This is a genomic window from Pseudomonas sp. 3B-A001-10F, from assembly GCF_056313565.1.
On record NZ_JBQYFW010000030.1, the window covers coordinates 36,575 to 60,087 of the forward strand.

19 protein-coding genes are annotated in these 23,513 nt (G+C 58.6%); 3 read left to right on the plus strand and 16 right to left on the minus strand.

Annotated elements, in window-relative coordinates; translation table 11 throughout:
• Positions 1-122: 122 nt before the first annotated feature.
• The 16 genes from dnaE to rpsB form a co-directional block, all read right to left on the minus strand.
• Positions 123-3,644 (minus strand): DNA polymerase III subunit alpha, encoded by a 3,522-nt coding sequence (gene dnaE / locus AC0ZWN_RS22780; RefSeq protein WP_038357916.1) that lies wholly within the window; start codon positions 3,642-3,644, stop codon positions 123-125.
• A 76-nt stretch (positions 3,645-3,720) separates the two neighbouring features.
• Positions 3,721-4,347, minus strand: a complete 627-nt coding sequence (rnhB, locus tag AC0ZWN_RS22785; RefSeq protein ID WP_476336626.1) for a ribonuclease HII — start codon at positions 4,345-4,347, stop codon at positions 3,721-3,723.
• 11 nt (positions 4,348-4,358) lie between these two features.
• Positions 4,359-5,489: a lipid-A-disaccharide synthase gene (gene lpxB / locus AC0ZWN_RS22790; RefSeq protein ID WP_476336608.1), complete on the minus strand. Its 1,131-nt coding sequence runs from the start codon at positions 5,487-5,489 to the stop codon at positions 4,359-4,361.
• 2 nt (positions 5,490-5,491) lie between these two features.
• Entirely contained in the window at positions 5,492-6,268 is a 777-nt protein-coding gene (gene lpxA / locus AC0ZWN_RS22795) for an acyl-ACP--UDP-N-acetylglucosamine O-acyltransferase (RefSeq protein ID WP_038357910.1), read from the minus strand.
• Positions 6,265-6,705, minus strand: coding sequence for a 3-hydroxyacyl-ACP dehydratase FabZ (gene fabZ / locus AC0ZWN_RS22800; RefSeq protein ID WP_003222142.1), 441 nt, complete (start codon positions 6,703-6,705; stop codon positions 6,265-6,267). The genes lpxA and fabZ overlap by 4 nt, the downstream gene beginning before the upstream one ends.
• A 106-nt stretch (positions 6,706-6,811) precedes the next feature.
• The gene (gene lpxD, locus AC0ZWN_RS22805) at positions 6,812-7,867 is read right to left on the minus strand and encodes a UDP-3-O-(3-hydroxymyristoyl)glucosamine N-acyltransferase (RefSeq protein WP_476336610.1); all 1,056 of its coding nucleotides are present in this window, start codon (positions 7,865-7,867) and stop codon (positions 6,812-6,814) included.
• 3 nt (positions 7,868-7,870) lie between these two features.
• Positions 7,871-8,374, minus strand: coding sequence for an OmpH/Skp family outer membrane protein (locus AC0ZWN_RS22810; protein WP_007908849.1), 504 nt, complete (start codon positions 8,372-8,374; stop codon positions 7,871-7,873).
• A 45-nt stretch (positions 8,375-8,419) separates the two neighbouring features.
• Positions 8,420-10,795 carry an outer membrane protein assembly factor BamA gene (gene bamA / locus AC0ZWN_RS22815; RefSeq protein WP_476336611.1) on the minus strand — a complete coding sequence of 792 codons (2,376 nt, stop codon included), beginning with the start codon at positions 10,793-10,795 and terminating at the stop codon, positions 8,420-8,422.
• Between the two features lie 74 nt (positions 10,796-10,869).
• Positions 10,870-12,222 carry a sigma E protease regulator RseP gene (gene rseP / locus AC0ZWN_RS22820; protein WP_186622030.1) on the minus strand — a complete coding sequence of 451 codons (1,353 nt, stop codon included), beginning with the start codon at positions 12,220-12,222 and terminating at the stop codon, positions 10,870-10,872.
• Positions 12,223-12,276: 54 nt separating this feature from the next.
• On the minus strand, positions 12,277-13,467 hold the full coding sequence (gene ispC, locus AC0ZWN_RS22825) for a 1-deoxy-D-xylulose-5-phosphate reductoisomerase (RefSeq protein ID WP_093436589.1): 1,191 nt from the start codon (positions 13,465-13,467) through the stop codon (positions 12,277-12,279).
• Positions 13,464-14,270: a phosphatidate cytidylyltransferase gene (locus AC0ZWN_RS22830; RefSeq protein WP_093436592.1), complete on the minus strand. Its 807-nt coding sequence runs from the start codon at positions 14,268-14,270 to the stop codon at positions 13,464-13,466. Before AC0ZWN_RS22830 ends, ispC begins: the two co-directional genes overlap by 4 nt.
• Positions 14,270-15,025 carry a polyprenyl diphosphate synthase gene (uppS, locus tag AC0ZWN_RS22835; RefSeq protein ID WP_007908854.1) on the minus strand — a complete coding sequence of 252 codons (756 nt, stop codon included), beginning with the start codon at positions 15,023-15,025 and terminating at the stop codon, positions 14,270-14,272. The genes AC0ZWN_RS22830 and uppS overlap by 1 nt, the downstream gene beginning before the upstream one ends.
• A 14-nt stretch (positions 15,026-15,039) precedes the next feature.
• Entirely contained in the window at positions 15,040-15,597 is a 558-nt protein-coding gene (frr, locus tag AC0ZWN_RS22840; RefSeq protein WP_034156333.1) for a ribosome recycling factor, read from the minus strand.
• Positions 15,594-16,337: a UMP kinase gene (pyrH, locus tag AC0ZWN_RS22845; RefSeq protein ID WP_003222124.1), complete on the minus strand. Its 744-nt coding sequence runs from the start codon at positions 16,335-16,337 to the stop codon at positions 15,594-15,596. The genes frr and pyrH overlap by 4 nt, the downstream gene beginning before the upstream one ends.
• 210 nt (positions 16,338-16,547) lie before the next feature.
• Positions 16,548-17,411, minus strand: coding sequence for a translation elongation factor Ts (tsf, locus tag AC0ZWN_RS22850; protein ID WP_093436595.1), 864 nt, complete (start codon positions 17,409-17,411; stop codon positions 16,548-16,550).
• Between the two features lie 192 nt (positions 17,412-17,603).
• Entirely contained in the window at positions 17,604-18,341 is a 738-nt protein-coding gene (gene rpsB / locus AC0ZWN_RS22855) for a 30S ribosomal protein S2 (protein WP_003222119.1), read from the minus strand.
• Between the two features lie 373 nt (positions 18,342-18,714).
• On the opposite strand from rpsB, the gene map reads away from it, so the two are divergent.
• Genes map through dapC form a run of 3 tightly spaced genes read left to right on the plus strand, consistent with a single transcriptional unit; the run spans position 18,715 to position 23,484 of the window.
• Positions 18,715-19,497, plus strand: coding sequence for a type I methionyl aminopeptidase (gene map, locus AC0ZWN_RS22860; protein WP_007908857.1), 783 nt, complete (start codon positions 18,715-18,717; stop codon positions 19,495-19,497).
• Between the two features lie 41 nt (positions 19,498-19,538).
• On the plus strand, positions 19,539-22,241 hold the full coding sequence (locus AC0ZWN_RS22865) for a [protein-PII] uridylyltransferase (RefSeq protein ID WP_476336614.1): 2,703 nt from the start codon (positions 19,539-19,541) through the stop codon (positions 22,239-22,241).
• Between the two features lie 43 nt (positions 22,242-22,284).
• Positions 22,285-23,484, plus strand: a complete 1,200-nt coding sequence (gene dapC, locus AC0ZWN_RS22870) for a succinyldiaminopimelate transaminase (RefSeq protein ID WP_476336615.1) — start codon at positions 22,285-22,287, stop codon at positions 23,482-23,484.
• Positions 23,485-23,513: the final 29 nt, after the last annotated feature.

Here is a 23,513-nt window from a genome sequence, read left to right on the forward strand (position 1 = left end):
CGTGTCCCAAATGAGCTTGGGCCGGCCGGTTGTCTATTCGCGCCCTACCTTAAGGGAGAGGCGCGCTGAGGTCGAGATTAAAAATTCAGGTTGCGGGCAAGCGCCATGATGGCACTTGCCGGTCAACGGTATTGGAGGAAGACGTTGTCTCGCCCGAACTGGTCACGCAGGGCTTGAATCAACGCATCCGCCGGATCGATCCGCCAGGTCTCGCCGAACTGCAGCAAGGTCTTCGCATCCGGGCTGGTGTACTCCATGGTGATCGGGCACGCGCCGCGATGACGCTTGAGCAAATCCCCCAACCAGCGTAGCTGATCGCCTTTCAGATCCTGGGTTTGCAGCTTCAGGCGCAGGCTTTCGGCGAGATTGGTGCGTGCGTCTTCCATGCTCATCACCCGCTTGACGCGCAGGCGCAGGCCACCGGAGAAGTCATCGTTGCTGACTTCGCCTTCGACCACCACCATCGCGTCGGTCTGCAACAATGACTGCGCAGAGTGGAACGCATCGGCAAACAGCGACGCCTCAATCCGCCCCGAACGGTCGTCGAGGGTGATGAAACCCATCTTGTCGCCCTTCTTGTTCTTCATCACCCGCAGGGCAATGATCATCCCCGCCACGGTTTGCGTATCGCGCGCCGGCTTCAGGTCGATGATGCGCTGACGGGCGAAACGGCGGATCTCGCCTTCGTATTCGTCGATCGGGTGACCGGTCAGGTACAGGCCCAAGGTGTCTTTCTCACCTTTGAGGCGCTCCTTAAGCGTCAGCTCCTTGGCCTTGCGGTGCGACGCATACACGTCGGCGTCTTCCTCGACAAACAGCCCGCCAAACAGGTCGGCGTGACCAGAGTCGTGGGTACGCGCGGTCTGCTCGGCCGCCTTGATCGCCTCTTCCATCGCTGCCAGCAGCACGGCGCGGTTGCGGTCGATGTTGGCCTGATAAGCCTTCTGTTCGTCATGGAAGTACGGCCCCAGACGATCCAGCGCACCGCTGCGGATCAAGCCGTCGAGGGTACGTTTGTTGATGCGCTTGAGGTCGACCCGCGCGCAGAAGTCGAACAGATCCTTGAACGGACCTTCCTGACGCGCCTCGGTGATCGCCTCAACCGGGCCTTCACCAACACCTTTGATCGCGCCCAGGCCGTAAACGATGCGGCCGTCGTCGTTCACCGTGAACTTGAACTCCGAAGTGTTCACGTCCGGCGCATCGAGGCGCAGTTTCATCGTGCGCACTTCCTCGATCAAGGTCACGACCTTGTCGGTGTTGTGCATGTCCGCCGACAGTACCGCAGCCATGAACGGCGCCGGGTAGTGGGCTTTCAGCCAGGCTGTCTGGTACGAGACCAGGCCGTAGGCGGCGGAGTGGGATTTGTTGAAGCCGTAACCGGCGAATTTTTCTACCAGGTCGAAAATGTTACCGGCAAGGTCGGCGTCGATGTTGTTGGTCGCGCAACCTTCAATGAAACCGCCGCGCTGTTTGGCCATTTCTTCGGGTTTTTTCTTACCCATCGCCCGACGGAGCATGTCCGCACCGCCAAGGGTGTAACCGGCCATGACCTGAGCAATCTGCATCACCTGTTCCTGATACAGGATGATGCCGTAAGTCGGTGCCAGAACCGGCTTCAAACCTTCGTACTGGTAATCCGAGTGCGGATACGCCAGTTCGGCGCGGCCGTGCTTACGGTTGATGAAGTCGTCCACCATGCCGGACTGCAGCGGGCCCGGACGGAACAGGGCCACCAGTGCGATCAGGTCTTCCAGGCAGTCGGGCTTGAGCTTTTTGATCAGCTCTTTCATGCCGCGCGATTCAAGCTGGAACACCGCGGTGGTTTCAGCTTTCTGCAACAACGAGTACGTCGGTTTGTCGTCCAGCGGGATAAACGCGATATCCAGTGGCGGCTCGTTGACCTTGGCACGGTCGCGGTTAATGGTTTTCAGCGCCCAGTCGATGATCGTCAGGGTCCGCAGACCGAGGAAGTCGAACTTCACCAGACCAGCCGCTTCAACGTCGTCCTTGTCGAACTGGGTCACCAGACCGTCACCGGCTTCATCGCAATAGATTGGCGAGAAGTCCGTCAGTTTGGTCGGCGCAATAACCACACCACCGGCGTGTTTACCAACGTTACGCACAACGCCTTCGAGCTTGCGCGCCATTTCCCAGATTTCCGCAGCTTCTTCATCAACCTTGATGAAGTCACGGAGGATTTCTTCCTGCTCGTAGGCTTTTTCCAGGGTCATGCCGACTTCGAACGGAATCATCTTCGACAGACGATCCGCCAGGCCGTAGGACTTGCCCTGCACCCGCGCCACGTCACGCACCACAGCCTTGGCCGCCATGGAACCGAAGGTGATGATCTGGCTTACCGCGTTGCGACCGTATTTTTCGGCCACATAATCGATAACGCGGTCGCGACCGTCCATGCAGAAGTCGACGTCGAAGTCGGGCATGGAGACCCGTTCCGGGTTAAGGAATCGTTCGAACAGCAGGTCGTATTCCAGCGGATCGAGGTCGGTGATCTTCTGTACATAAGCCACCAACGAACCGGCACCCGACCCACGGCCCGGACCTACCGGCACGCCGTTGTTCTTGGCCCACTGGATAAAGTCCATCACGATCAGGAAGTAACCGGGGAAACCCATCTGGATAATGATATCCAGCTCGAAATTCAGCCGGTCGACGTAGACCTGACGCTTGGCTTCGTAGTCTTCGGTGGTGTCCTTGGGCAGCAGCACCGACAAGCGCTCTTCCAGACCGTCGAAGGAGACTTTGCGGAAATACTCGTCGATGGTCATGCCATCGGGAATCGGGAAGTTAGGCAGGAAGTGAGTGCCCAGCTTCACTTCGATATTGCAGCGCTTGGCGATTTCGACGGTGTTTTCGATGGCGTCGGGAATATCGCTGAACAGCTCGATCATTTCCTCGGCGCTTTTCAGGTATTGCTGATCGCTATAATTCTTCGAGCGCCGCGGATCGTCGAGGGCACGGCCCTCACCGATGCACACGCGGGTTTCGTGGGCGGCGAAGTCTTCCTGCTTGATGAAACGTACATCGTTGGTCGCCACCAGCGGCGCGCCGAGCTTGTCGGCGAGTGCAACGGCACCGTGCAGCTGTTCTTCATCGTTAGGGCGATTGGTGCGCTGGATTTCCAGATAGAAACGATCCGGGAATACCGCCATCCATTCGCGCGCCAAGGCTTCAGCTTCAGCCGGGTTGCCGCCGATCATGGCCATGCCGATCTCGCCTTCTTTGGCGGCGGACAGCATGATCAGGCCTTCGTTGGCTTCAGCAACCCACTCGCGCTCGACGATGATCATGCCGTTGCGCTGGCCTTCGATGAAGCCGCGCGAGATCAACTCGGTGAGGTTGCGATAGCCCTTGGCGTTCATCACCAACAGGCTGAGCCGGCTCAGCGGTGCGTCCGGGTCCTTGTTCGACAGCCACAGGTCGGCGCCGCAGATCGGCTTGATGCCCGCGCCCATGGTGTTTTTGTAGAATTTGACCAGGGAACACATGTTGTTCTGGTCGGTGACCGCGACCGCCGGCATGTTCATGGCCGTCAGTGCCTTGACCAGCGGCTTGATCCGCACCAGCCCGTCGACCAGGGAGTATTCAGTGTGCAGGCGTAGATGAACGAATGAAGCCGGCATAGTGATCCTGTCCAGTTACATAGAGACAACAAGGCCCGGATTGTACCGGGCCTCGAACAAAACATCAGCCTTGCGACTAAACCTGCGTCAGACCTTCCAGCGCTTCGTAAGCCAGACGCACCGGGGCGAACGAGCGCCGGTGAATCGGCGTCGGGCCAAGACGCGACAAGGCTTCCAGATGAACGGGCGTCGGGTAGCCTTTATGGCCGCCGATGCCGTAACCCGGATAGATCAATTCGAAGGCAGCCATTTCGCGGTCGCGACTGACTTTGGCCAGAATCGACGCAGCAGCAATCGCCGGCACCTTGCCGTCGCCCTGCACAACCGCTTCGGCACGCATCGGCAGTTGCGGGCAGCGGTTGCCGTCGATCATCGCCAGTTTCGGCTGGATGTGCAGGCCGGCCACCGCGCGCTGCATGGCCAGCATGGTCGCGTGCAAGATGTTCAGCTCGTCGATTTCTTCGACTTCGGCGCGCGCAATACACCAGCTCAGGGACTTTTCGATGATTTCGTCGTAAAGCTTTTCGCGCTTGGCCTCAGTGAGTTTCTTCGAGTCGTTGAGACCGAGGATCGGCCGGTTCGGATTGAGGATCACCGCCGCCGTCACCACCGCACCGCACAACGGGCCACGACCGACTTCATCAACGCCGGCCACCAGCTCTTCAACTTCGGCGACCAGGGTGAAATCCAGGCCCATCTGCATGCTTGTCTTGCTCATCGCGTTTGACCGATCAGGTTAAGGACGGCGTCCGCCGCCTGATTGGAGGCATCCAGCCGCAACGTGCGGTGGATCTCGTCGAAACCACGGGTCTGTTCTTCGCCACCTTCGATCAGTGGCAACAGGGTCTGTGCCAGCGCGTCGACTGTCGCATCATCCTGCAACAATTCCGGGACCAGCAGGCGCTGGGCCAGCAGGTTCGGCAAGGACACGTACGGGCTCTTGACCATGCGTTTGAGGATCCAGAACGTCAACGGCGCCAAACGGTACGCCACCACCATCGGCCGCTTGTACAACAGCGCTTCGAGAGTGGCGGTGCCGGAGGCGATCAACACGGCATTGCACGCTGCCAGGGCCAGATGGGATTTGCCGTCGAGCAAGGTCACCGGCAGATCACGCCCGACGAGCAGCTCTTCAAGTTGCGCACGGCGTTCAGGATTGGCGCACGGGATGACAAAGCGCAAACCCGGGCGCATCGCACGCAGACGTTCGGCGGTGTCGAGGAACAATGCCCCCAGACGGGAGACTTCGCCGCCGCGACTGCCGGGCATCAACGCCACCAACGGGCCGTCGGGCAGGCCCAGCTCGGCACGCGCCGCAGCGCGATCAGCTTCCAGCGGAATGGTATCGGCCAGCGTGTGGCCGACGAACCGCACCGGCACGCCCTTTTCTTCGTAAAATTTTGCTTCGAACGGCAGCAGCGTCAGCATCAGGTCGCAGCCTTCGCGAATCTTCAGCACACGCTTCTGCCGCCACGCCCACACCGACGGGCTGACGTAATGCACGGTCTTGATCCCGGCCTGACGCAGCTTGAGTTCGATATTGAGGTTGAAGTCCGGCGCGTCGATGCCGATGAATACATCCGGTTTCTCGGCGATCAGCGTCGCGATCAGGTCTTTGCGGCGCTTGAGCAATTCGCGCAAACGACCGAGGACTTCCACCAGGCCCATGACCGACAAGCGCTCCATGGGAAAGTAGGAAGTCAGGCCTTCAGCCTGCATCAACGGGCCACCGACGCCGATGAAATCGACCGCCGGATGCTGAGCCTTGAGCGCGCGCATGAGGCCGGCACCGAGAATGTCACCGGAAGCTTCACCCGCCACCAGCGCAATACGCAGATTGGCCATGATCAGCGCGTGATGCCGCGAGTCGACGACTGGATGGAGTCGCGGAATATCGCAACTTCCGGGTATTGCGCAGCAGGTTCAGCCAGTTCGGCCAGCGCCTGCTCAACCGTCAGACCTTGGCGATAGACGGTTTTGTAAGCGCGACGCAGGGTATGAATCGCGTCTTCGCTGAAACCGCGACGGCGCATGCCTTCGAAGTTCATGCTGCGCGCTTCGGCAGGGTTGCCGAACACGGTGACGAACGCAGGAACGTCCTTGCCGATCGCAGTGCCCATACCGGAAAAGCTGTGAGCGCCGATGTGGCAATACTGGTGAACCAAGGTGAATCCGGAAAGGATCGCCCAGTCATCCACGTGCACATGCCCGGCCAACGCGGTGTTGTTGACCAGAATGCAGTGATTGCCGATGACACTGTCATGCCCGATGTGAGCATAAGCCATGATCAGGTTGTGATCGCCCAGCGTGGTTTCCGAACGGTCTTGCACGGTGCCACGGTGAATGGTCACGCCTTCACGGATGACGTTGTGGTCACCGATCACCAAGCGGGTTTCTTCACCCTTGTACTTCAGATCAGGCGTGTCTTCGCCTACCGAGGAAAACTGGTAGATGCGATTGTGCTTGCCGATGCGGGTCGGGCCTTTGAGGATTACATGCGGCCCGATCACGGTACCCTCGCCGATTTCCACACCTGCGCCGATGATCGACCACGGGCCGACCTCGACGCCATCAGCCAGAACGGCCGACGGATCGATGATTGCGCGAGGGTCAATCAAACTCATAGCTTGCGTTCCGCGCAGATGATTTCAGCCGAGCAGACCGGCTTGCCATCGACCGAAGCCTGGCACTCGAATTTCCAGATCTGACGCTTGCAGCTGATGAACTTGGCTTCGAGGATCAACTGGTCGCCCGGCAAGACTGGCTGGCGGAAGCGCAGCTTGTCGGAACCGACGAAGTAATACAGCGTGCCGTCGGCAGGCTTCACATCAAGCATTTTGAAACCGAGGATCCCGGCAGCCTGAGCCATCGCTTCGATGATCAGCACGCCCGGCATGATCGGGTGCGCCGGGAAGTGACCATTGAAGAACGGCTCATTGATGCTGACATTCTTGTAGGCGCGAATGCGCTTGCCTTCAGTGTCCAGTTCCACCACCCGATCCACCAGCAGGAACGGGTAACGGTGAGGCAGGTATTCGCGAATCTCGTTGATGTCCATCATTTCGGGGGGAAGCCTATGTAAAGATTGGGAGCGCGACTGACGCGCACTCCTCTAGCAAATCAAGGAGGCAGTCTAGAGGCTGTGCACACTTGATATGGAAATGGTATCAGCCATCTGATGAAGCATTGCCGTCAGGGGTCACTTCCCCTACGCGCTTTTCCAGCTGTTTCAAACGTCGCGCGATGTCATCGAGCTGACGGATGCGGGCCGCGCTTTTGCGCCATTCGGCCGCCGGTTGCATGGCTGTGCCGGAAGAATAGGCACCCGGCTCGGTAATCGAGTGAGTCACCATGGTCATCCCGGTCAGGAAAACGTTGTCGCAAATATCAATATGGCCGACCAGGCCAACACCGCCGGCCAGCATACAATGCTTGCCGATTTTGGTGCTGCCGGAGATCCCGACGCAGGCCGCCATGGCAGTGTGATCACCGACCTGAACGTTGTGGGCGATCTGGATCTGGTTGTCGAGCTTCACGCCATTGCCAATGACGGTATCGGCCAGCGCGCCGCGATCGATGGCGGTATTCACGCCAATCTCGACATCGTCACCGATGGTCACGCCACCGATCTGGGCAATCTTCTGCCAGATGCCTTTTTCGTTGGCAAAGCCGAAGCCTTCACCACCGAGCACCGCACCGGACTGGATCACCACACGCTTGCCGATGCGCACGTCGTGATACAGCGTCACGCGCGGGGCGAGCCAGCCGCCTTCACCGATTTCGCTGCGGGCACCAACAACGCAATGTGCACCCAGTGTCACCTGCGCGCCAATTCGCGCACCGGCTTCGATCACCACAAAAGGGCCAATGCTGGCGCTTGGATCAACCACCGCGTCCCCCGCAATCACCGCTGACGGATGGATACCCGCAGAGGATTTTGGCTTGGGATCGAACAGGTGGGAGATACGCGCGTACGCCAGGTAAGGATCAGGCACCACCAACGCATTACCGGCAAAACCTTCGGCATCGGCCTCTTTGAGCAACAGTGCTGCCGCCTGCGAGCCCGTCAGGTATTTGCGATATTGAGGATTTGCCAGAAAGCTCAACTGAGCTGGGCCAGCCTCTTGCAAAGTGGCTAGCCCAGTAATTTGCTTCTCAGGGTCGCCACGCAGGGTGGCGCCGAGGAACTCGGCCAACTGGCCGAGCTTGATAGTCACGGTCATGGGTTACTTCAGCTGATTCATGCGCTCGATTACCTGGCGCGTGATGTCGTACTGAGGCTTGACATCGATCACTGCGCCACGCTCGAACACCAGGTCAAAACCACCTTTCTTGATGACTTCTTCCACTGCGCTATCCAGTTTCGGCTTCAGTTGCTTGAGCATTTCGCGGTCGGCAACGGCCTTGGCTTCGTTCAGTTCCTTGGACTGGAACTGGAAGTCACGGGCCTTTTGCTTGAATTCCAGCTCCAGACGCTCGCGCTCACCTTGCTGCATTTTGTCACCACCGGCCATCAGACGGTCCTGAATGCCCTTGGCGCTGCTTTCCAGCGTCTTCAGCTTGGTCAGTTGCGGACCGAACTTCTTCTCGGCATCAACGGCGTATTTCTTGGCCGCGTCGGATTCGAGCAAGGCCATCTGATAGTTCAGAACAGCGATTTTCATGTCGGCAAATGCCGGGCCTGCCACCATCAAGGAGGCCAGGAGAACCAATTGAGTCAACTTACGCACGATGCACTCCTACAAAATCCATTGTCGTTATCTTGGGTCAGACGCTTAGAACGTCTGGCCGAGGGAGAATTGGAACACTTGAGTTTCAGCCTCATCCGGCTTCTTGATCGGCATGGCCAACGCGAAGCTCAGAGGACCCAGTGCGGTGACCCAGGTCACACCCACACCCACGGAACTGGCCATGTTGCTCAGGCTGATGTCGTTGCACTTGGTGTTCGACGTCGAGCCGTTCGCATTGGTAGTGTCCTTGCACTGCGAGTCAAATACGTTACCCACATCCCAGAATACCGAAGTACGCAGGGAGCGCTGATCTTTTACGAATGGCAGCGGGAACAGAACCTCGACACCACCCTGGATCAGGACGTTACCACCGAACGGCAGTGGATCCTGGTCGGGGTCAGCCAGCGTGCCCGGGTTGGTACCACGGCTCGGCGTACTGCGTGGGCCGAGGGTGCTGTCCTTGAAGCCACGAACCGAGTTGAAACCACCAGCATAGTAGTTTTCATAGAACGGCAAGCCGTCAGTCCCGCCGTAACCGTCGCCATAACCCAATTCGGTGTGCAGACGCAGGGTGTAGTTCTCGCTGATCGGCTGGAACAGCTGACCGCGGTAATCAAGTTTGTAGAACGACAGGTCACTGCCCGGAATGGTGGATTCCAGAGTCAGGCTCTGGGAACGACCACGGGTCGGCAGTACGCCTTTGTTCAGGGTCGACTCGGACCAGCCGGCCGAAGCCTTGAAGTTCAGGTACTTGTCGCCTTCCTTGTTAACGAAGTCGAAAATCTCGTCAACGGTATAGGTACCGGTCTTGATCTCGTCCTGTTGAACCGACAGACCAAACGTCAGACGCGAAGTCTCGCTGATCGGGTAGCCAACGTTTACGCCGGCACCCAGGCTGTCTACCGCATAGCTCGCTACGTCGACGTCGAGGTCTTTGTAGTCAGTGGTGCGATAGAACGCGTTGTAACCCAGGCTCACGCCATCGGCGGTCCAGTACGGGTCAACGTAGCCGAAGTTGTAGCGGCTCTGGTATTCGCTGCGAGTCAGGCCGATGCTGACGCGGTTACCGGTACCAAGGAAGTTGTTCTGGGTGATCGAACCACCAAGGATGAGACCGGCACTCTGGGCGAAACCGACGCTGGCGGTAATCGAACCGGAAGCCTGTTCTTCGACGGCGTAGTTCACGTCAACCTGATCGTCGACACCCGGAACAGCCGGGGTTTCAACGTTGACTTCTTTAAAGAAGCCCAGACGCTCAAGACGGGTCTTGGACTGGTCGATCAGGTAAGTCGAAGCCCAGCCGCCTTCCATCTGACGCATTTCACGACGCAGCACTTCGTCTTCGGACTTGGTGTTGCCACGGAAATTGATGCGGTTGACGTATGCACGCTTGCCCGGATCAACAGCGAACAGGATGTCTACAGTGTGATCATCATCGTGTGGCTGAGGTACGCCGTTGACGTTGGCGAAGGTGTAACCCTCGTTACCCAGACGACGGGTGATCAGCTCGGATGTGGTAGTCATCAGCTTGCGCGAGAACACCTGCCCCTTCTGCACCAACAGCAGGGACTTGACCTGATCTTCAGGGACTTTCAGATCACCACTGAGCTTGACGTCACGAACGGTGTACTTCTCGCCCTCAGTGACGTTGACAGTGATGTAGACGTGCTTCTTGTCCGGGGTGATGGACACCTGGGTCGAAGCGATATCCATGTTGATATAGCCACGGTCCAGGTAGTAGGAACGCAGACGCTCCAGGTCACCGGACAGTTTTTCACGGGCGTACTTGTCATCGTTCTTGAAGAACGACAGCCAGTTGGTGGTTTTCAGCTCGAACAGGTCGGTCAGGTCTTCCTCGGGGAAAACCGTGTTGCCTACCACGTTGATGTGCTGAATGGCCGCAACGGTGCCTTCGTTGATCTTCACCTTCAGGCCCACGCGGTTACGCGGCTGCGAGACCACTTCGGTATCAACGGTAGCCGAGTAGCGACCTTGCGCGACGTACTGACGTTGCAGTTCGTTACGCACACCCTCAAGGGTGGCACGCTGGAAGATCTCGCCTTCGGCCAGACCGGACTGTTTGAGACCTTTCATCAAGTCTTCAGTGGAGATCGCCTTGTTGCCTTCGATCTCGATACTGGCGACCGACGGGCGTTCAACGACCGTGATTACCAGAACGTTGCCTTCGCGGCCCAGCTGGATATCTTGAAAGAAACCGGTTTTGAACAACGCACGAGTGGATTCCACCAGGCGACGATCATCCGCCTGCTCACCGACGTTCAACGGCAAGGCACCAAAGACGCTACCCGCGGAGACCCGCTGGAGGCCATTGACGCGAATATCAGAGATAGTGAAGGACTCGGCGTGAACTTCGGCGATCATCAATACGGTGAGAACCGCAGTTAGCAGCAGACGTTTCATGAAGTCCTTTCTTATTCCAACTGGCAATAAACAAACTGCCGCAAAATGCGGCAGATTCGCAATTCAGCGAAGCGTTACAGACGACCCAGATCGTTGACCAGAGCAAGCAACATCACCCCGACCACCAAACTGATACCGATCTGTATCCCCCAACCTTGCACCCGATCCGACAAGGGGCGACCACGCGCCCACTCGATCAGATAAAACAACAAATGCCCCCCATCCAGTACAGGAATGGGCAGCAAATTCAGAACGCCCAGGCTAATACTCAGATAAGCAAGGAAATTCAGGAAATCAGCGACGCCCGACTGGGCAGAAGCGCCCGCCACTTTAGCAATGGTTATCGGTCCACTCAAGTTTTTTACCGAGAGCTCGCCGAACAGCATTTTCTTCAGTGAATCGAGCGTCAGAATGCTCATGGTCCAAGTGCGACGGGCACCCTCGCCAATTGCAGCCAACGGCCCGTAACTGACCTCGCGGATCATCTCCGGTGGCCAGTCGACAGCTTTTACGCCCGCCCCCAGATATCCGCTGGGCGATTTGCTTTCACCGCGCGCTGCCAGGGTCACAGGGACGTCGATTTGAGCATTGTCGCGCTCGATACGCAGCATGATTTTGGTATCAGGACGCGTACGTACCGTATCAACCACTTGCTGCCAGTCATTCAACGCCTGACCGTCGAGCGCCAACAGACGATCGCCGGTCTTCAGGCCGGCCGCCTGGGCCGGACCTTTCGGATCAAGTTCGGCGAGTACCGGCGGCAAGGCCGGGCGCCACGGGCGAATCCCCAGGGAGCGGATCGGATCCGGCTCATCTGCGCCTTTGAGCCAGTTATCCAGCTTCAGCTCACGCGGCGAATCGACAGTCGTGCCCTGTTCGCGCACCAGCAACTGCAGGGAACCGCTTTCACCAAGGCGCCGGACCAATTGCAGATTGACGGCAGCCCAACCGGTAGTCGGCTCACCATCGACAGCAACAATTTCCTGACCAGCGTTCAAACCGGCACTGGCGGCGATACTGCCGGATTCAACTGCACCAATGACCGGGCGAATCTGCTCGCTGCCGAGCATGGCCAATACCCAAAAGAACACCAACGCCAACAGGAAGTTGGCAATTGGGCCGGCGGCAACAATGGCGATACGCTGACGCACGGATTTGCGGTTGAATGACTGGTCAAGCTGATCGACTGGCACTTCGCCTTCGCGCTCATCGAGCATCTTGACGTAGCCACCCAACGGTATCGCCGCGATTACAAATTCGGTGCCTTGCTTGTCATGCCAGCGCAGCAACGGCATGCCGAAGCCTACGGAAAAGCGCAGAACCTTGACGCCACAGCGACGCGCGACCCAGAAATGGCCGAATTCGTGAAAGGTGACCAGCACACCCAAGGCGATCAGGGTGCCGGCAATCATATAGAGCGCGCTCATCTACTTTCTCCGCAATCCTGTTCAGTGCCGCGTGTAGCCATTGTGTTGCAAATTTTATCGAGCGTGACGCTTCAACCATTGCTCAGCCAGGACTCGCGCCTTGGCATCAGCCGTAAACACGGCCTCGAGATCTGCCAATGCAACAACCGGCTCGAGGCTCAAGACTTCCTCGATGATACTCGCGATTTCCAGGTAACGGACCCGTCCGTCGAGAAACGCCGCCACCGCCACTTCATTGGCCGCATTGAGCATCGCCGGAGCGCTGTCGCCAGCCTCGGCAGCTTGCCGCGCCAGACGCAGGCAAGGGAAGCGTTCTTCATCCGGCGCCTCGAAATCCAGACGCGCGACGGCGAACAGATCCAGTGGTGCCACACCGGAATCAATGCGCTCCGGCCAGGCCAGGGCATTGGCAATCGGCGTACGCATATCGGGATTGCCCAACTGCGCCAGTACCGAACCGTCGACATAATCGACCAGCGAGTGAATCACGCTCTGCGGGTGAATCACCACCTCGACCTGCGAAGGCTTTGCATCGAACAACCAACAAGCCTCGATCAGCTCAAGACCTTTATTCATCATGCTGGCCGAATCGACCGAAATCTTGCGCCCCATGGACCAGTTCGGGTGCGCACACGCCTGATCAGGTGAAACATGCGCCAATTCACTCATGGGCGTCTGTCGGAACGGACCACCAGAGGCTGTGAGTAAAATCCGACGGACACCGACCGAGCTCAATCCACGAGCAAAATCCGGTGGCATGCACTGGAAAATCGCGTTGTGTTCGCTGTCGATCGGCAGCAGGACTGAACCGCTCTTGCGCACCGCTTGCATGAACAAGGCGCCGGACATCACCAGCGCCTCTTTATTGGCCAGAAGAATCTTCTTGCCCGCTTCAACGGCCGCCAAGGTCGGACGCAGCCCTGCTGCACCAACGATTGCTGCCATCACCGCGTCGACTTCCGGAGCAGCAGCGACCTGACACAGGCCCTCTTCCCCTACCAATACGCGGGTCGGCAAACCGGCGGCACGCAAATCGTCCTGCAAACTGCGCGCGGCAGCTGCCTCGGGCACCACAGCGAATTGCGGCACGTGGCGCACGCACAAGGCGAAAAGCTCGCTCAAACGCGTGAAACCACTCAACGCGAAAACCTGATAACGCTCAGGATGACGGGCAATTACATCGAGTGTGCTCAGGCCGATCGAGCCCGTCGCACCCAAAACGGTAATCTGTTGTGGGCGACTCACGGTGCAGCCATCCACAGCAGCACGGCGAATACCGGAATGGCCGCGGTCAGACTGTCGATACGATCAAGCACGCCGCCATGACCGGGCAGCAGATTACTGCTGTCCTTGATACCGGACTGACGCTTGAACATGCTTTCGGTCAGATCGCCAACCACGGAGATGAAGACGATCAGCGCAGCGCCAATCAAGCCTTTAAGCAACTCGGCGACGGTCCAGTCGCGGACAAACGCGACAATGGCGGTAATCAGCAGACTCAGCACCAGACCACCGTACACGCCTTCCCAGCTTTTACCCGGACTGACTTGCGGGGCGAGCTTGCGCTTGCCGAATTTGCGCCCGGAGAAGTAAGCACCAATATCGGCACCCCAGACCAAGACCATCACCGCCATGATCAGCCAGTTACCCAGCGGGTACTGTTTGATCTGCACCAGACCTTGCCAGGCCGGCAACAGAATCAGCAAGCCAATGACCAGTTTGGTGGCAGCCGTGGACCAATGCTCGCTGGAACGCGGATATGTCAGCACCAGATAAGTCGCCACCGCCCACCAGAGCACCGAAGCCCCCAGCACCCACGGTGCCAGGCCCGGCAGTACATACATGACGAACAACATCAATGCGACAACCGCAGCATATCCGACGCGGAACGATTGAGCGGTAAAGCCCGCCAGACGCGCCCATTCCCAGGCGCCCAGACTCACGACCAGACCGATGAACAGGGCAAAACCCGAACCTTCGAGCAGGAAAAAACCGCACAAGGCGATCGGCAGCAGGATCAGCGCAGTGATGATTCGTTGTTTAAGCATTAAACCCGGGCTCCAGCTTCGACCTGTTCGCTCGTTTTACCGAAGCGACGCTGGCGCGAAGCGAAATCGGCCAGCGCATTACGCATGGCATCGTGTTTGAAGTCCGGCCAGAACAGGTCGGAGAAGTACAACTCGGCGTAAGCCAGTTGCCACAGCAAGAAGTTGCTGATGCGGTGTTCGCCACCGGTACGGATGCACAGGTCCGGCAATGGCAGATCGCCGGTCGCCAGACACGTTTGCAACAGATCCGGGGTGATGTCTTCCGGGCGCAGGTGCCCGGCCTGGACTTCACGCGCCAGACGCTGGGCAGCCTGTGCAATATCCCACTGACCGCCGTAATTGGCGGCGATCTGCAAGATGAAACGGTTGGCACCGGCCGTCATCGCTTCAGCTTCACGCATTGCTGCCTGAAGCTCCGGATGAAAGCGTGAACGATCGCCAATGATGCGCAGGCTGATGTTGTTGTCGTTGAGGCGCTTGGCCTCACGTCGCAATGCCTTGAAGAACAGATCCATCAAGGCACTGACTTCATCGGCCGGGCGCTGCCAGTTTTCACTGGAAAACGCGAACAGGGTGAGCACCTCGACCTTGGCCTCGGCGCACACCTCGATGACGGCCCGCACAGCATCCACGCCCGCTTTATGCCCGGCGACACCCGGCATAAAGCGTTTTTTCGCCCAGCGATTGTTGCCATCCATGATGATCGCGACATGGCGCGGCACCGCGGACGGCGCAGTCTGCTTGGTCTTGTCCATTAAAAGCTCGAACCTTATACGGCCATCAGATCCGCTTCTTTTTGCTTGGTAGCCGCGTCGATATCAGCTTCAGCCTTGTCGGTGATTTTCTGAATATCGGCAGCAGCACGACGCTCTTCGTCTTCGCTGATTTCTTTGTCTTTGACCAGCTTCTTCAGCTCACCCAAGGCATCACGACGAATGTTGCGCACGGCAACTCGCGCGTCTTCGGCGGCACTGCGCGCCTGCTTGGTGAAGCCTTTGCGGGTTTCTTCAGTCAGGGCCGGCATGGAGATCAGCAACAACTCGCCCAGGTTGGTCGGGTTGAGGTTCAGGCCAGCGCTCTGGATTGCCTTGTCGACTGCGGCGAGCATGTTGCGCTCGAACGCAACGACTTGCAGGGTACGCGAGTCCTTAACGGTGATGTTCGCCACTTGAGTGATGGAGGTGTCTGCGCCGTAGTACGGCACCATCACGCTACCCAGAATGCTTGGGTGAGCCTTGCCGGTACGAATCTGACCAAAGGCGTGGGTCAGAGAGTCCAAGGATTTCTGCATGCGCTCTTGAGCGTCTTTTTTGATTTCGTTGATCATTGTTGACCTTCCTCGATCAGGGTGCCTTCAGCGCCGCCATGGACGATGTTCAGCAGGGCACCGGGCTTGTTCATGTTGAATACGCGCAGCGGCATCTTGTGGTCGCGGCACAGGCAAATAGCGGTCAGATCCATAACGCCCAACTTGCGATCCAGTACTTCATCATAAGTCAGATGATCGAACTTCTCGGCATGCGGGTCTTTGAACGGGTCAGCGGTGTAGACGCCATCGACCTTGGTCGCCTTGAGCACGACATCGGCATCGATTTCGATTGCACGCAGGCAGGCTGCCGAATCCGTGGTGAAGAACGGATTACCGGTACCGGCCGCGAAAATCACCACGTCTTTGGAGTTCAGGTGGCGCATGGCTTTGCGGCGATCATAGTGATCGGTCACGCCCACCATGGAAATGGCCGACATCACGATGGCCGAGATATTGGCACGCTCCAGCGCGTCGCGCATGGCCAGGGCGTTCATCACAGTGGCCAGCATACCCATGTGGTCACCTGTCACCCGATCCATACCGGCTTTGCTCAACGCTTCGCCACGGAACAGGTTGCCACCACCGATCACCAGACCGACCTGTACGCCGATGCCGACCAGTTGGCCGACTTCCAGCGCCATCCGATCCAGCACTTTTGGATCGATCCCGAACTCTTCCGAGCCCATCAGGGCCTCGCCGCTAAGCTTGAGTAGAATGCGTTTATAGCGAGCCTGATAACCACTGCCCTGCTGAGCCATTGCGAATCTCTCCTGCGGCGTATTTAAAAATTCTTTGCGAGCTGTTTACAGCTGGCGTTCACTCTAGCTTGGCGCTGCTTCAGCGCCATCGGAACATGGCTTTGTAAGTCAGTTCCAAGTGGAAACCAATTAAAAATTGGCAACCCCATCTGAAAAGAGGCTGCGCGCGTAAGCGGGCAGCCTCTTTCGGGCGACAGTTGAAAAACCGTCTTATTGCTTGGCGGCAGCCAGCTGGGCAGCAACTTCTTCAGCGAAGTTGTCGACCGGCTTCTCGATGCCTTCGCCTACTTTGTAGTAAGTGAAGGAAACGATTTCTGCGCCGCCTTTCTTGGCCAGCTCGCCAACCTTGATTTCAGGGTTCTTGACGAACGCCTGCTCAACCAGGCTTGCTTCTGCCAGGAACTTGCTGATACGGCCTTTGACCATGTTCTCAACAATGTTTTCTGGCTTGCCTTTGATCTTCTCTTCGTTCAGCTGCAGGAACACAGCTTTTTCACGCTCGATCGCTTCAGCCGAAACTTGCGAAGGCAGCAGGAACTCAGGGTTGCTAGCAGCGACGTGCATCGCGATGTCTTTGGCCAGCTCGACGTCACCGCCTTTCAGAGCCACAACAACACCGATCTTGTTGCCGTGCAGGTACGAACCCACAACGTCACCTTCGATACGGGTCAGACGACGGATGTTGACGTTCTCGCCTACTTTGGCAACCAGCGCTTCACGAGCAGCTTCTTGCGAAGCGATCAGCGGAGCAGCGTCGGTCAGCTTGTCAGCGAAGGCTTTTTCAACGCTGGCAGCAACGAAGTTTTTGAAGTCGTCTTGCAGGGCCAGGAAGTCGGTCTGCGAGTTCACTTCCAGGATAACGGCAGCTTTACCGTCGTCCTTGATTGCGATTGCGCCTTCAGCGGCAACGTTGCCAGCCTTTTTCGCAGCCTTGATCGCGCCCGAAGCACGCATGTCATCAATGGCTTTTTCGATGTCGCCGTCAGCCTTTTCCAGGGCTTTCTTGCAGTCCATCATGCCTTCGCCGGTACGCTCGCGCAGTTCTTTAACCAACGCTGCAGTAATTGCTGCCATTTTCAAATTCCTCTTGGATAGGTTTTCAACCATTCCACCCGATCGAACGGGCGTTCAATTCGTCCCGAGCCCCACCTTGTAGCTGCTGCACGTTACAGGAGCTGTAGCTGCGCCGCCGACAAATGGTTTTCGAGGTGGCAAAAAGGGGGCCAAGCCCCCTTTTTGCTTACTGAGTCAACGCCAGGGCGTTAATTACTCAGCTGCAGCCTGAGTTTCTTCAGCTGCGAATTCTACAGTGCCGCCAGCAACATTGTTGCGACCACGGATCACTGCGTCAGCCATCGAACCCATGTACAGCTGGATAGCGCGGATTGCGTCATCGTTGCCTGGGATGATGTAGTCAACGCCTTCCGGGCTGCTGTTGGTGTCGACAACGCCGATTACCGGGATGCCCAGCTTGTTGGCTTCGGTGATCGCGATGCGCTCGTGGTCAACGTCGATCACGAACAGTGCGTCTGGCAGACCGCCCATGTCCTTGATGCCGCCCAGCGAACGATCCAGCTTTTCCAGGTCACGGGAGCGCATCAGCGCTTCTTTCTTGGTCAGCTTGGCGAAAGTACCGTCTTCGGCTTGAACTTCAAGGTCACGCAGACGCTTGATGGAAGCACGAATGGTTTTGAAGTTGGTCAGCATGCCGCCCAACCAGCGGTGATCGACGTACGGCGAACCGCAACGTGCTGCTTCTTCAGCAACGATCTTGCCAGCGGAACGCTTGGTGCCGACGAACAGAATCTTGTTTTTGCCCTGGGCCAGACGCTCTACGAAAGTCAGAGCTTCGTTGAACATTGGCAGGGTTTTTTCAAGGTTGATGATGTGAATCTTGTTACGCGCGCCGAAAATGTACTTACCCATTTTCGGATTCCAGTAACGGGTTTGGTGACCGAAGTGCACACCGGCCTTCAGCATATCGCGCATGTTGACTTGGGACATGATAGTTCCTTAATAAGTCGGGTTTGGCCTCCACGTATCCCAATGACCAACCAGTGGCATAAAGCCAAAAGCACCCAGGTCATCGTGTCGACACGTGTGTGGATTTAAGCTTTTCGGGGTATCCCCGGAAAGCGGCGCATTTTATACCACAGGGTGCGCAGAAACGGAACCCGGAATCTGTATTCGCACCAAGGACATGGGCGCAGCCCCCTTGGAATCGGCCCCGAACGCACCATTGTATAGAGAGAAGCGATGCACGCGGGCGCTGAATTGCGCCGTGCGTCTGTTAGAATCGCGTTTTTCAGGGTCGCCAATCGAACACTCGCCACCCTATTCGTATCAGCAAGCGCCGCCGAGCGCAAAGAGAGCCTGTATGACCGTCAACCTCAAAACTCCCGAGGACATCGCTGGCATGCGCGTCGCCGGCAAACTGGCCGCCGATGTGCTGGAAATGATTGCCGAACATGTCAAGCCGGGCGTCACCACCGATGAGCTGAACCAGATCTGCCACGACTACATCGTCAACGTGCAGCAAGCCATCCCTGCCCCGCTCAACTACAAGGGCTACCCGAAGTCGATCTGCACCTCGATCAACCATGTGGTCTGCCATGGCATCCCGAACGACAAGCCGCTGAAAAACGGTGACACCCTGAATATCGACGTCACCGTGATCAAGGACGGTTACCACGGCGACACCAGCCGCATGTTCCACGTCGGCGAAGTGCCGGTCTGGGCCGAGCGTCTGTCGCAGATCACCCAGGAATGCATGTACAAGGCGATCGAGATCGTCAAACCCGGCTGCCGCCTCGGCGACATCGGCGAAGTGATCCAGAAGCACGCCGAGAAGAACGGCTTCTCCGTGGTTCGCGAGTTCTGCGGTCATGGCATCGGCAAGGTCTTCCACGAAGAGCCGCAGATCCTCCACTACGGCCGCGCGGGCACCGGCATGGAACTGAAGGCCGGCATGACCTTCACCATCGAGCCGATGATCAACCAGGGCAAGGCCGACACCAAAGTACTGGGCGACGGCTGGACCGCGATCACCAAGGACCGCAAGCTCTCGGCACAGTGGGAACACACCCTGCTGGTCACCGACACCGGCTACGAGATCTTCACCCTGCGCGCCGATGACACCATCCCGCGCGTCTCGGCCTGATCCACACAACGCTCCCAGCCTTATAGAAGGAAAGCCAATCGATGCCGCAGGTGGATCCCGAACTCTTCGACCGCGGCCAGTTCCAGGCTGAACTGGCCCTGAAAGCGAGTCCTATCGCGGCGTTCAAGAAGGCGATCCGCCAGGCTCGCGAGGTGCTCGACACGCGTTTTCGCAATGGCCGCGACATCCGCCGCCTGATCGAAGACCGCGCCTGGTTCGTCGACAACATCCTGCAAAAGGCCTGGGAGCAGTTCAACTGGAGCGAAGACGCCGACATCGCGCTGGTCGCGGTCGGCGGCTACGGTCGCGGTGAGCTGCACCCGTATTCCGACATCGACTTGCTGATCCTGCTGGACAGCGCCGACCACGAAGTTTTCCGCGACTCCATCGAGCGCTTTCTGACGCTGCTGTGGGACATCGGCCTGGAAGTCGGTCAGAGCGTGCGCTCGGTCGACGAATGCGCCGAAGAGGCCCGCGCTGACCTGACCGTCGTCACCAACCTGATGGAAAGCCGCACCATCTGCGGTCCCGAGCGTCTGCGCCAGCGCATGCTCGATGTCACCAGCACCGCACACATGTGGCCGGCCAAAGAGTTCTTCCTGGCCAAGCGCGCCGAGCAAAAAGCCCGTCACCATAAATACAACGACACCGAATACAACCTGGAACCCAACGTCAAAGGCTCGCCCGGTGGCCTGCGGGATATCCAGACGATTCTGTGGGTGGCCCGGCGTCAGTACGGCACCCTGAACCTGCGCGCCCTCGCCGGCGAAGGCTTCCTGGTCGAAAGCGAAAACTCCCTGCTCGCCTCCTCTCAGGAATTCCTCTGGAAAGTGCGCTACGCCCTGCACATGCTGGCGGGCCGCTCAGAAGACCGCTTGCTGTTCGATCATCAGCGCACCATCGCCGGATTGCTCGGCTTTGAAGGCGACGACGCCAAACAGGCCGTCGAAAACTTCATGCAGCAATATTTCCGTGTGGTGATGAGCATTGCCCAGCTCAGCGACCTGATCATCCAGCACTTCGAGGAAGTCATTCTCGCGCCGGAAGACGAAGCTGCGCCGCAGCCGATCAACTCACGCTTCCAGTTGCACGACGGTTATATCGAGGCACGCAACGACAACGTGTTCCGCCGCACGCCATTCGCCATGCTCGAGATCTTCGTGCTGATGGCCCAGCAGCCGGAAATCAAAGGTGTGCGTGCCGACACTATTCGATTGCTGCGGGAAAACCGTCACCTGATCGACGACAACTTCCGCAACGATATCCGTAACACCAGCCTGTTCATCGAGCTGTTCAAGTGCAAGATCGGCATCCACCGCAACCTGCGCCGGATGAACCGTTACGGCATTCTCGGGCGTTATCTGCCCGAATTCGGTTTTATCGTCGGGCAGATGCAGCACGACCTGTTCCACATCTATACGGTCGATGCGCACACGCTGAACCTGATCAAGCACCTGCGCAAATTGCAGTACACCCAGGTCTCGGAGAAATTTCCGCTGGCCGCCAAACTCATGGCCAAACTGCCCAAGCCCGAACTGATCTACATGGCGGGCCTGTACCACGACATCGGTAAAGGCCGGCATGGCGATCACTCGGAGATCGGCGCAGTCGATGCCGAGGCGTTCTGCCAGCGTCATCAGTTGCCGGTGTGGGATAGCCGTCTGATTGTCTGGCTGGTGCAGAACCATCTGGTGATGTCGACCACCGCCCAGCGCAAGGACTTGTCCGACCCGCAAGTGATTCACGACTTTGCCTTGGCGGTTGGCGATGAAACCCGCCTCGACTATCTCTACGTGCTGACCGTGGCCGACATCAACGCGACCAACCCGACACTGTGGAACTCGTGGCGCGCCAGCCTGTTGCGCCAGCTCTACACCGAGACCAAGCGCGCCTTGCGCCGTGGCCTGGAAAACCCGGTGGACCGCGAAGAGCAGATCCGCCAGACCCAAAGCGCCGCGCTGGATATTCTGGTGCGTGGTGGCACCGACCCGGACGATGTCGAGCAACTGTGGGCGCAATTGGGCGATGACTATTTCCTGCGCCACACCGCCGGCGACGTGGCCTGGCACAGTGATGCGATCCTGCAGCAACCGGTCGATGGCGGGCCGCTCGTGCTGATCAAGGAAACCACCCAGCGCGAGTTCGAGGGTGGCACGCAGATCTTCATTTATGCACCGGACCAGCATGATTTCTTCGCGGTGACCGTGGCGGCGATGGATCAGCTCAACCTGAACATTCACGACGCCCGGGTCATCACCTCGAGCAGCCAGTTCACCCTCGACACCTACATCGTGCTCGACAACGAAGGCGAATCCATCGGCGACAACCCGGCACGGGTCAAGCAGATCCGCGAAGGCCTGACCGAAGCCCTGCGCAACCCAGACGATTACCCGACGATCATCCAGCGCCGCGTGCCGCGCCAGCTCAAGCATTTTGCCTTTGCGCCGCAGGTGACGATTCACAACGACGCGCAGCGTCCGGTAACGGTGTTGGAGTTGACCGCACCTGATCGCCCCGGACTGCTGGCGCGGATCGGCGGGATTTTCCTCGAATTCGACCTGTCGCTGCAGAACGCCAAGATTGCGACCCTCGGCGAGCGGGTGGAAGACGTCTTCTTCATCACCGACGCGCACAACCAACCGTTGTCCGACCCGTTGCTGTGCAGCCGTTTGCAGGATGCGATCGTTGAGCAACTGAGCGTCAATCAGGAACCCGATATCAAACTGTCGCGCCTCAGTATTTGATGGCGCCCCGGATTCAAATGGCTTTGCACGAGACCCAGCCCCAATGAACAACGCTCTGAACCAGCTCCAGCCGTACCCGTTCGAAAAGCTCCGCGCCCTGCTCGGCACCGTCACGCCGAACCCGGACAAACGCCCGATCGCCCTGTCGATTGGCGAGCCGAAACACCGCTCGCCAAGCTTTGTCGCCGAAGCGCTGGCCAACAGTCTGGATCAGATGGCGGTGTACCCGACCACCCTCGGTATCCCCGCCCTGCGCGAAGCCATTGGCGGCTGGTGCGAGCGTCGTTTCGGCGTGCCAAGCGGCTGGATCGATCCGGCGCGCAACGTGCTGCCGGTCAATGGCACCCGTGAAGCGTTGTTCGCGTTCACCCAGACCGTGGTCAACCGTGGCGACGACGCGTTGGTGGTCAGCCCGAACCCGTTCTACCAGATCTACGAAGGCGCCGCGTTCCTCGCCGGGGCCAAGCCGCACTACCTGCCGTGCCTGGACGAGAACGGCTTCAACCCGGATTTCGATGCCGTTTCGCCGGACATCTGGAAACGTTGCCAGATCCTGTTCCTCTGCTCGCCGGGCAACCCGACCGGCGCGCTGATCCCGGTCGACACCCTGAAAAAACTGATCGCCCTGGCCGACGAATACGATTTCGTGATCGCCGCCGACGAGTGCTACAGCGAGTTGTACTTCGACGAGCAAACGCCGCCGCCGGGCTTGCTGACGGCCTGCGTTGAATTGGGTCGCAAGGACTTCAAACGCTGCGTGGTGTTCCACAGCCTGTCCAAGCGTTCCAACCTGCCGGGCCTGCGCTCTGGCTTTGTTGCCGGCGATGCCGACATCCTCAAGGGCTTCCTGCTGTATCGCACCTACCACGGCTGCGCGATGCCGGTACAAACGCAACTGGCCAGCGTGGCGGCGTGGAACGACGAAGTGCATGTGCGCGCCAACCGTGCGCTGTACCGCGAGAAATTCGATGCGGTGCTGGAGATCCTCAGCCCGGTGATGGACGTGCAGCGTCCGGATGGCAGCTTCTATCTGTGGCCGAACGTGCAAGGTGATGACGCCGCATTCTGCCGCGATCTGTTCGAGCAGGAGCACGTGACCGTGGTGCCGGGTTCTTACCTGTCCCGCGACGTCGACGGCGTCAACCCGGGCGCAGGCCGTGTGCGCATGGCGCTGGTTGCCCCCCTGGCCGAATGCGTCGAAGCCGCCGAACGGATTCGCGCCTTCATCACTCGCCAGCAGTAATCATCAAGAGTCCGCACCAGGCATCTGGT

What these genes read in the sequence shown, in the direction of transcription:
- map (WP_007908857.1), top strand. Translation starts at nt 18,715, where the DNA reads ATGACCGTCAACCTCAAAACTCCCGAGGACATCGCTGGCATGCGCGTC.
- rnhB (WP_476336626.1), bottom strand. Translation starts at nt 4,347, where the DNA reads ATGCAGATGGGCCTGGATTTCACCCTGGTCGCCGAAGTTGAAGAGCTG.
- lpxD (WP_476336610.1), bottom strand. Translation starts at nt 7,867, where the DNA reads ATGACCGTGACTATCAAGCTCGGCCAGTTGGCCGAGTTCCTCGGCGCC.
- AC0ZWN_RS22830 (WP_093436592.1), bottom strand. Translation starts at nt 14,270, where the DNA reads ATGCTTAAACAACGAATCATCACTGCGCTGATCCTGCTGCCGATCGCC.
- uppS (WP_007908854.1), bottom strand. Translation starts at nt 15,025, where the DNA reads ATGGACAAGACCAAGCAGACTGCGCCGTCCGCGGTGCCGCGCCATGTC.
- dapC (WP_476336615.1), top strand. Translation starts at nt 22,285, where the DNA reads ATGAACAACGCTCTGAACCAGCTCCAGCCGTACCCGTTCGAAAAGCTC.
- fabZ (WP_003222142.1), bottom strand. Translation starts at nt 6,705, where the DNA reads ATGATGGACATCAACGAGATTCGCGAATACCTGCCTCACCGTTACCCG.
- pyrH (WP_003222124.1), bottom strand. Translation starts at nt 16,337, where the DNA reads ATGGCTCAGCAGGGCAGTGGTTATCAGGCTCGCTATAAACGCATTCTA.
- tsf (WP_093436595.1), bottom strand. Translation starts at nt 17,411, where the DNA reads ATGGCAGCAATTACTGCAGCGTTGGTTAAAGAACTGCGCGAGCGTACC.
- frr (WP_034156333.1), bottom strand. Translation starts at nt 15,597, where the DNA reads ATGATCAACGAAATCAAAAAAGACGCTCAAGAGCGCATGCAGAAATCC.
- AC0ZWN_RS22865 (WP_476336614.1), top strand. Translation starts at nt 19,539, where the DNA reads ATGCCGCAGGTGGATCCCGAACTCTTCGACCGCGGCCAGTTCCAGGCT.
- bamA (WP_476336611.1), bottom strand. Translation starts at nt 10,795, where the DNA reads ATGAAACGTCTGCTGCTAACTGCGGTTCTCACCGTATTGATGATCGCC.
- rseP (WP_186622030.1), bottom strand. Translation starts at nt 12,222, where the DNA reads ATGAGCGCGCTCTATATGATTGCCGGCACCCTGATCGCCTTGGGTGTG.
- lpxA (WP_038357910.1), bottom strand. Translation starts at nt 6,268, where the DNA reads ATGAGTTTGATTGACCCTCGCGCAATCATCGATCCGTCGGCCGTTCTG.
- rpsB (WP_003222119.1), bottom strand. Translation starts at nt 18,341, where the DNA reads ATGTCCCAAGTCAACATGCGCGATATGCTGAAGGCCGGTGTGCACTTC.
- lpxB (WP_476336608.1), bottom strand. Translation starts at nt 5,489, where the DNA reads ATGGCCAATCTGCGTATTGCGCTGGTGGCGGGTGAAGCTTCCGGTGAC.
- dnaE (WP_038357916.1), bottom strand. Translation starts at nt 3,644, where the DNA reads ATGCCGGCTTCATTCGTTCATCTACGCCTGCACACTGAATACTCCCTG.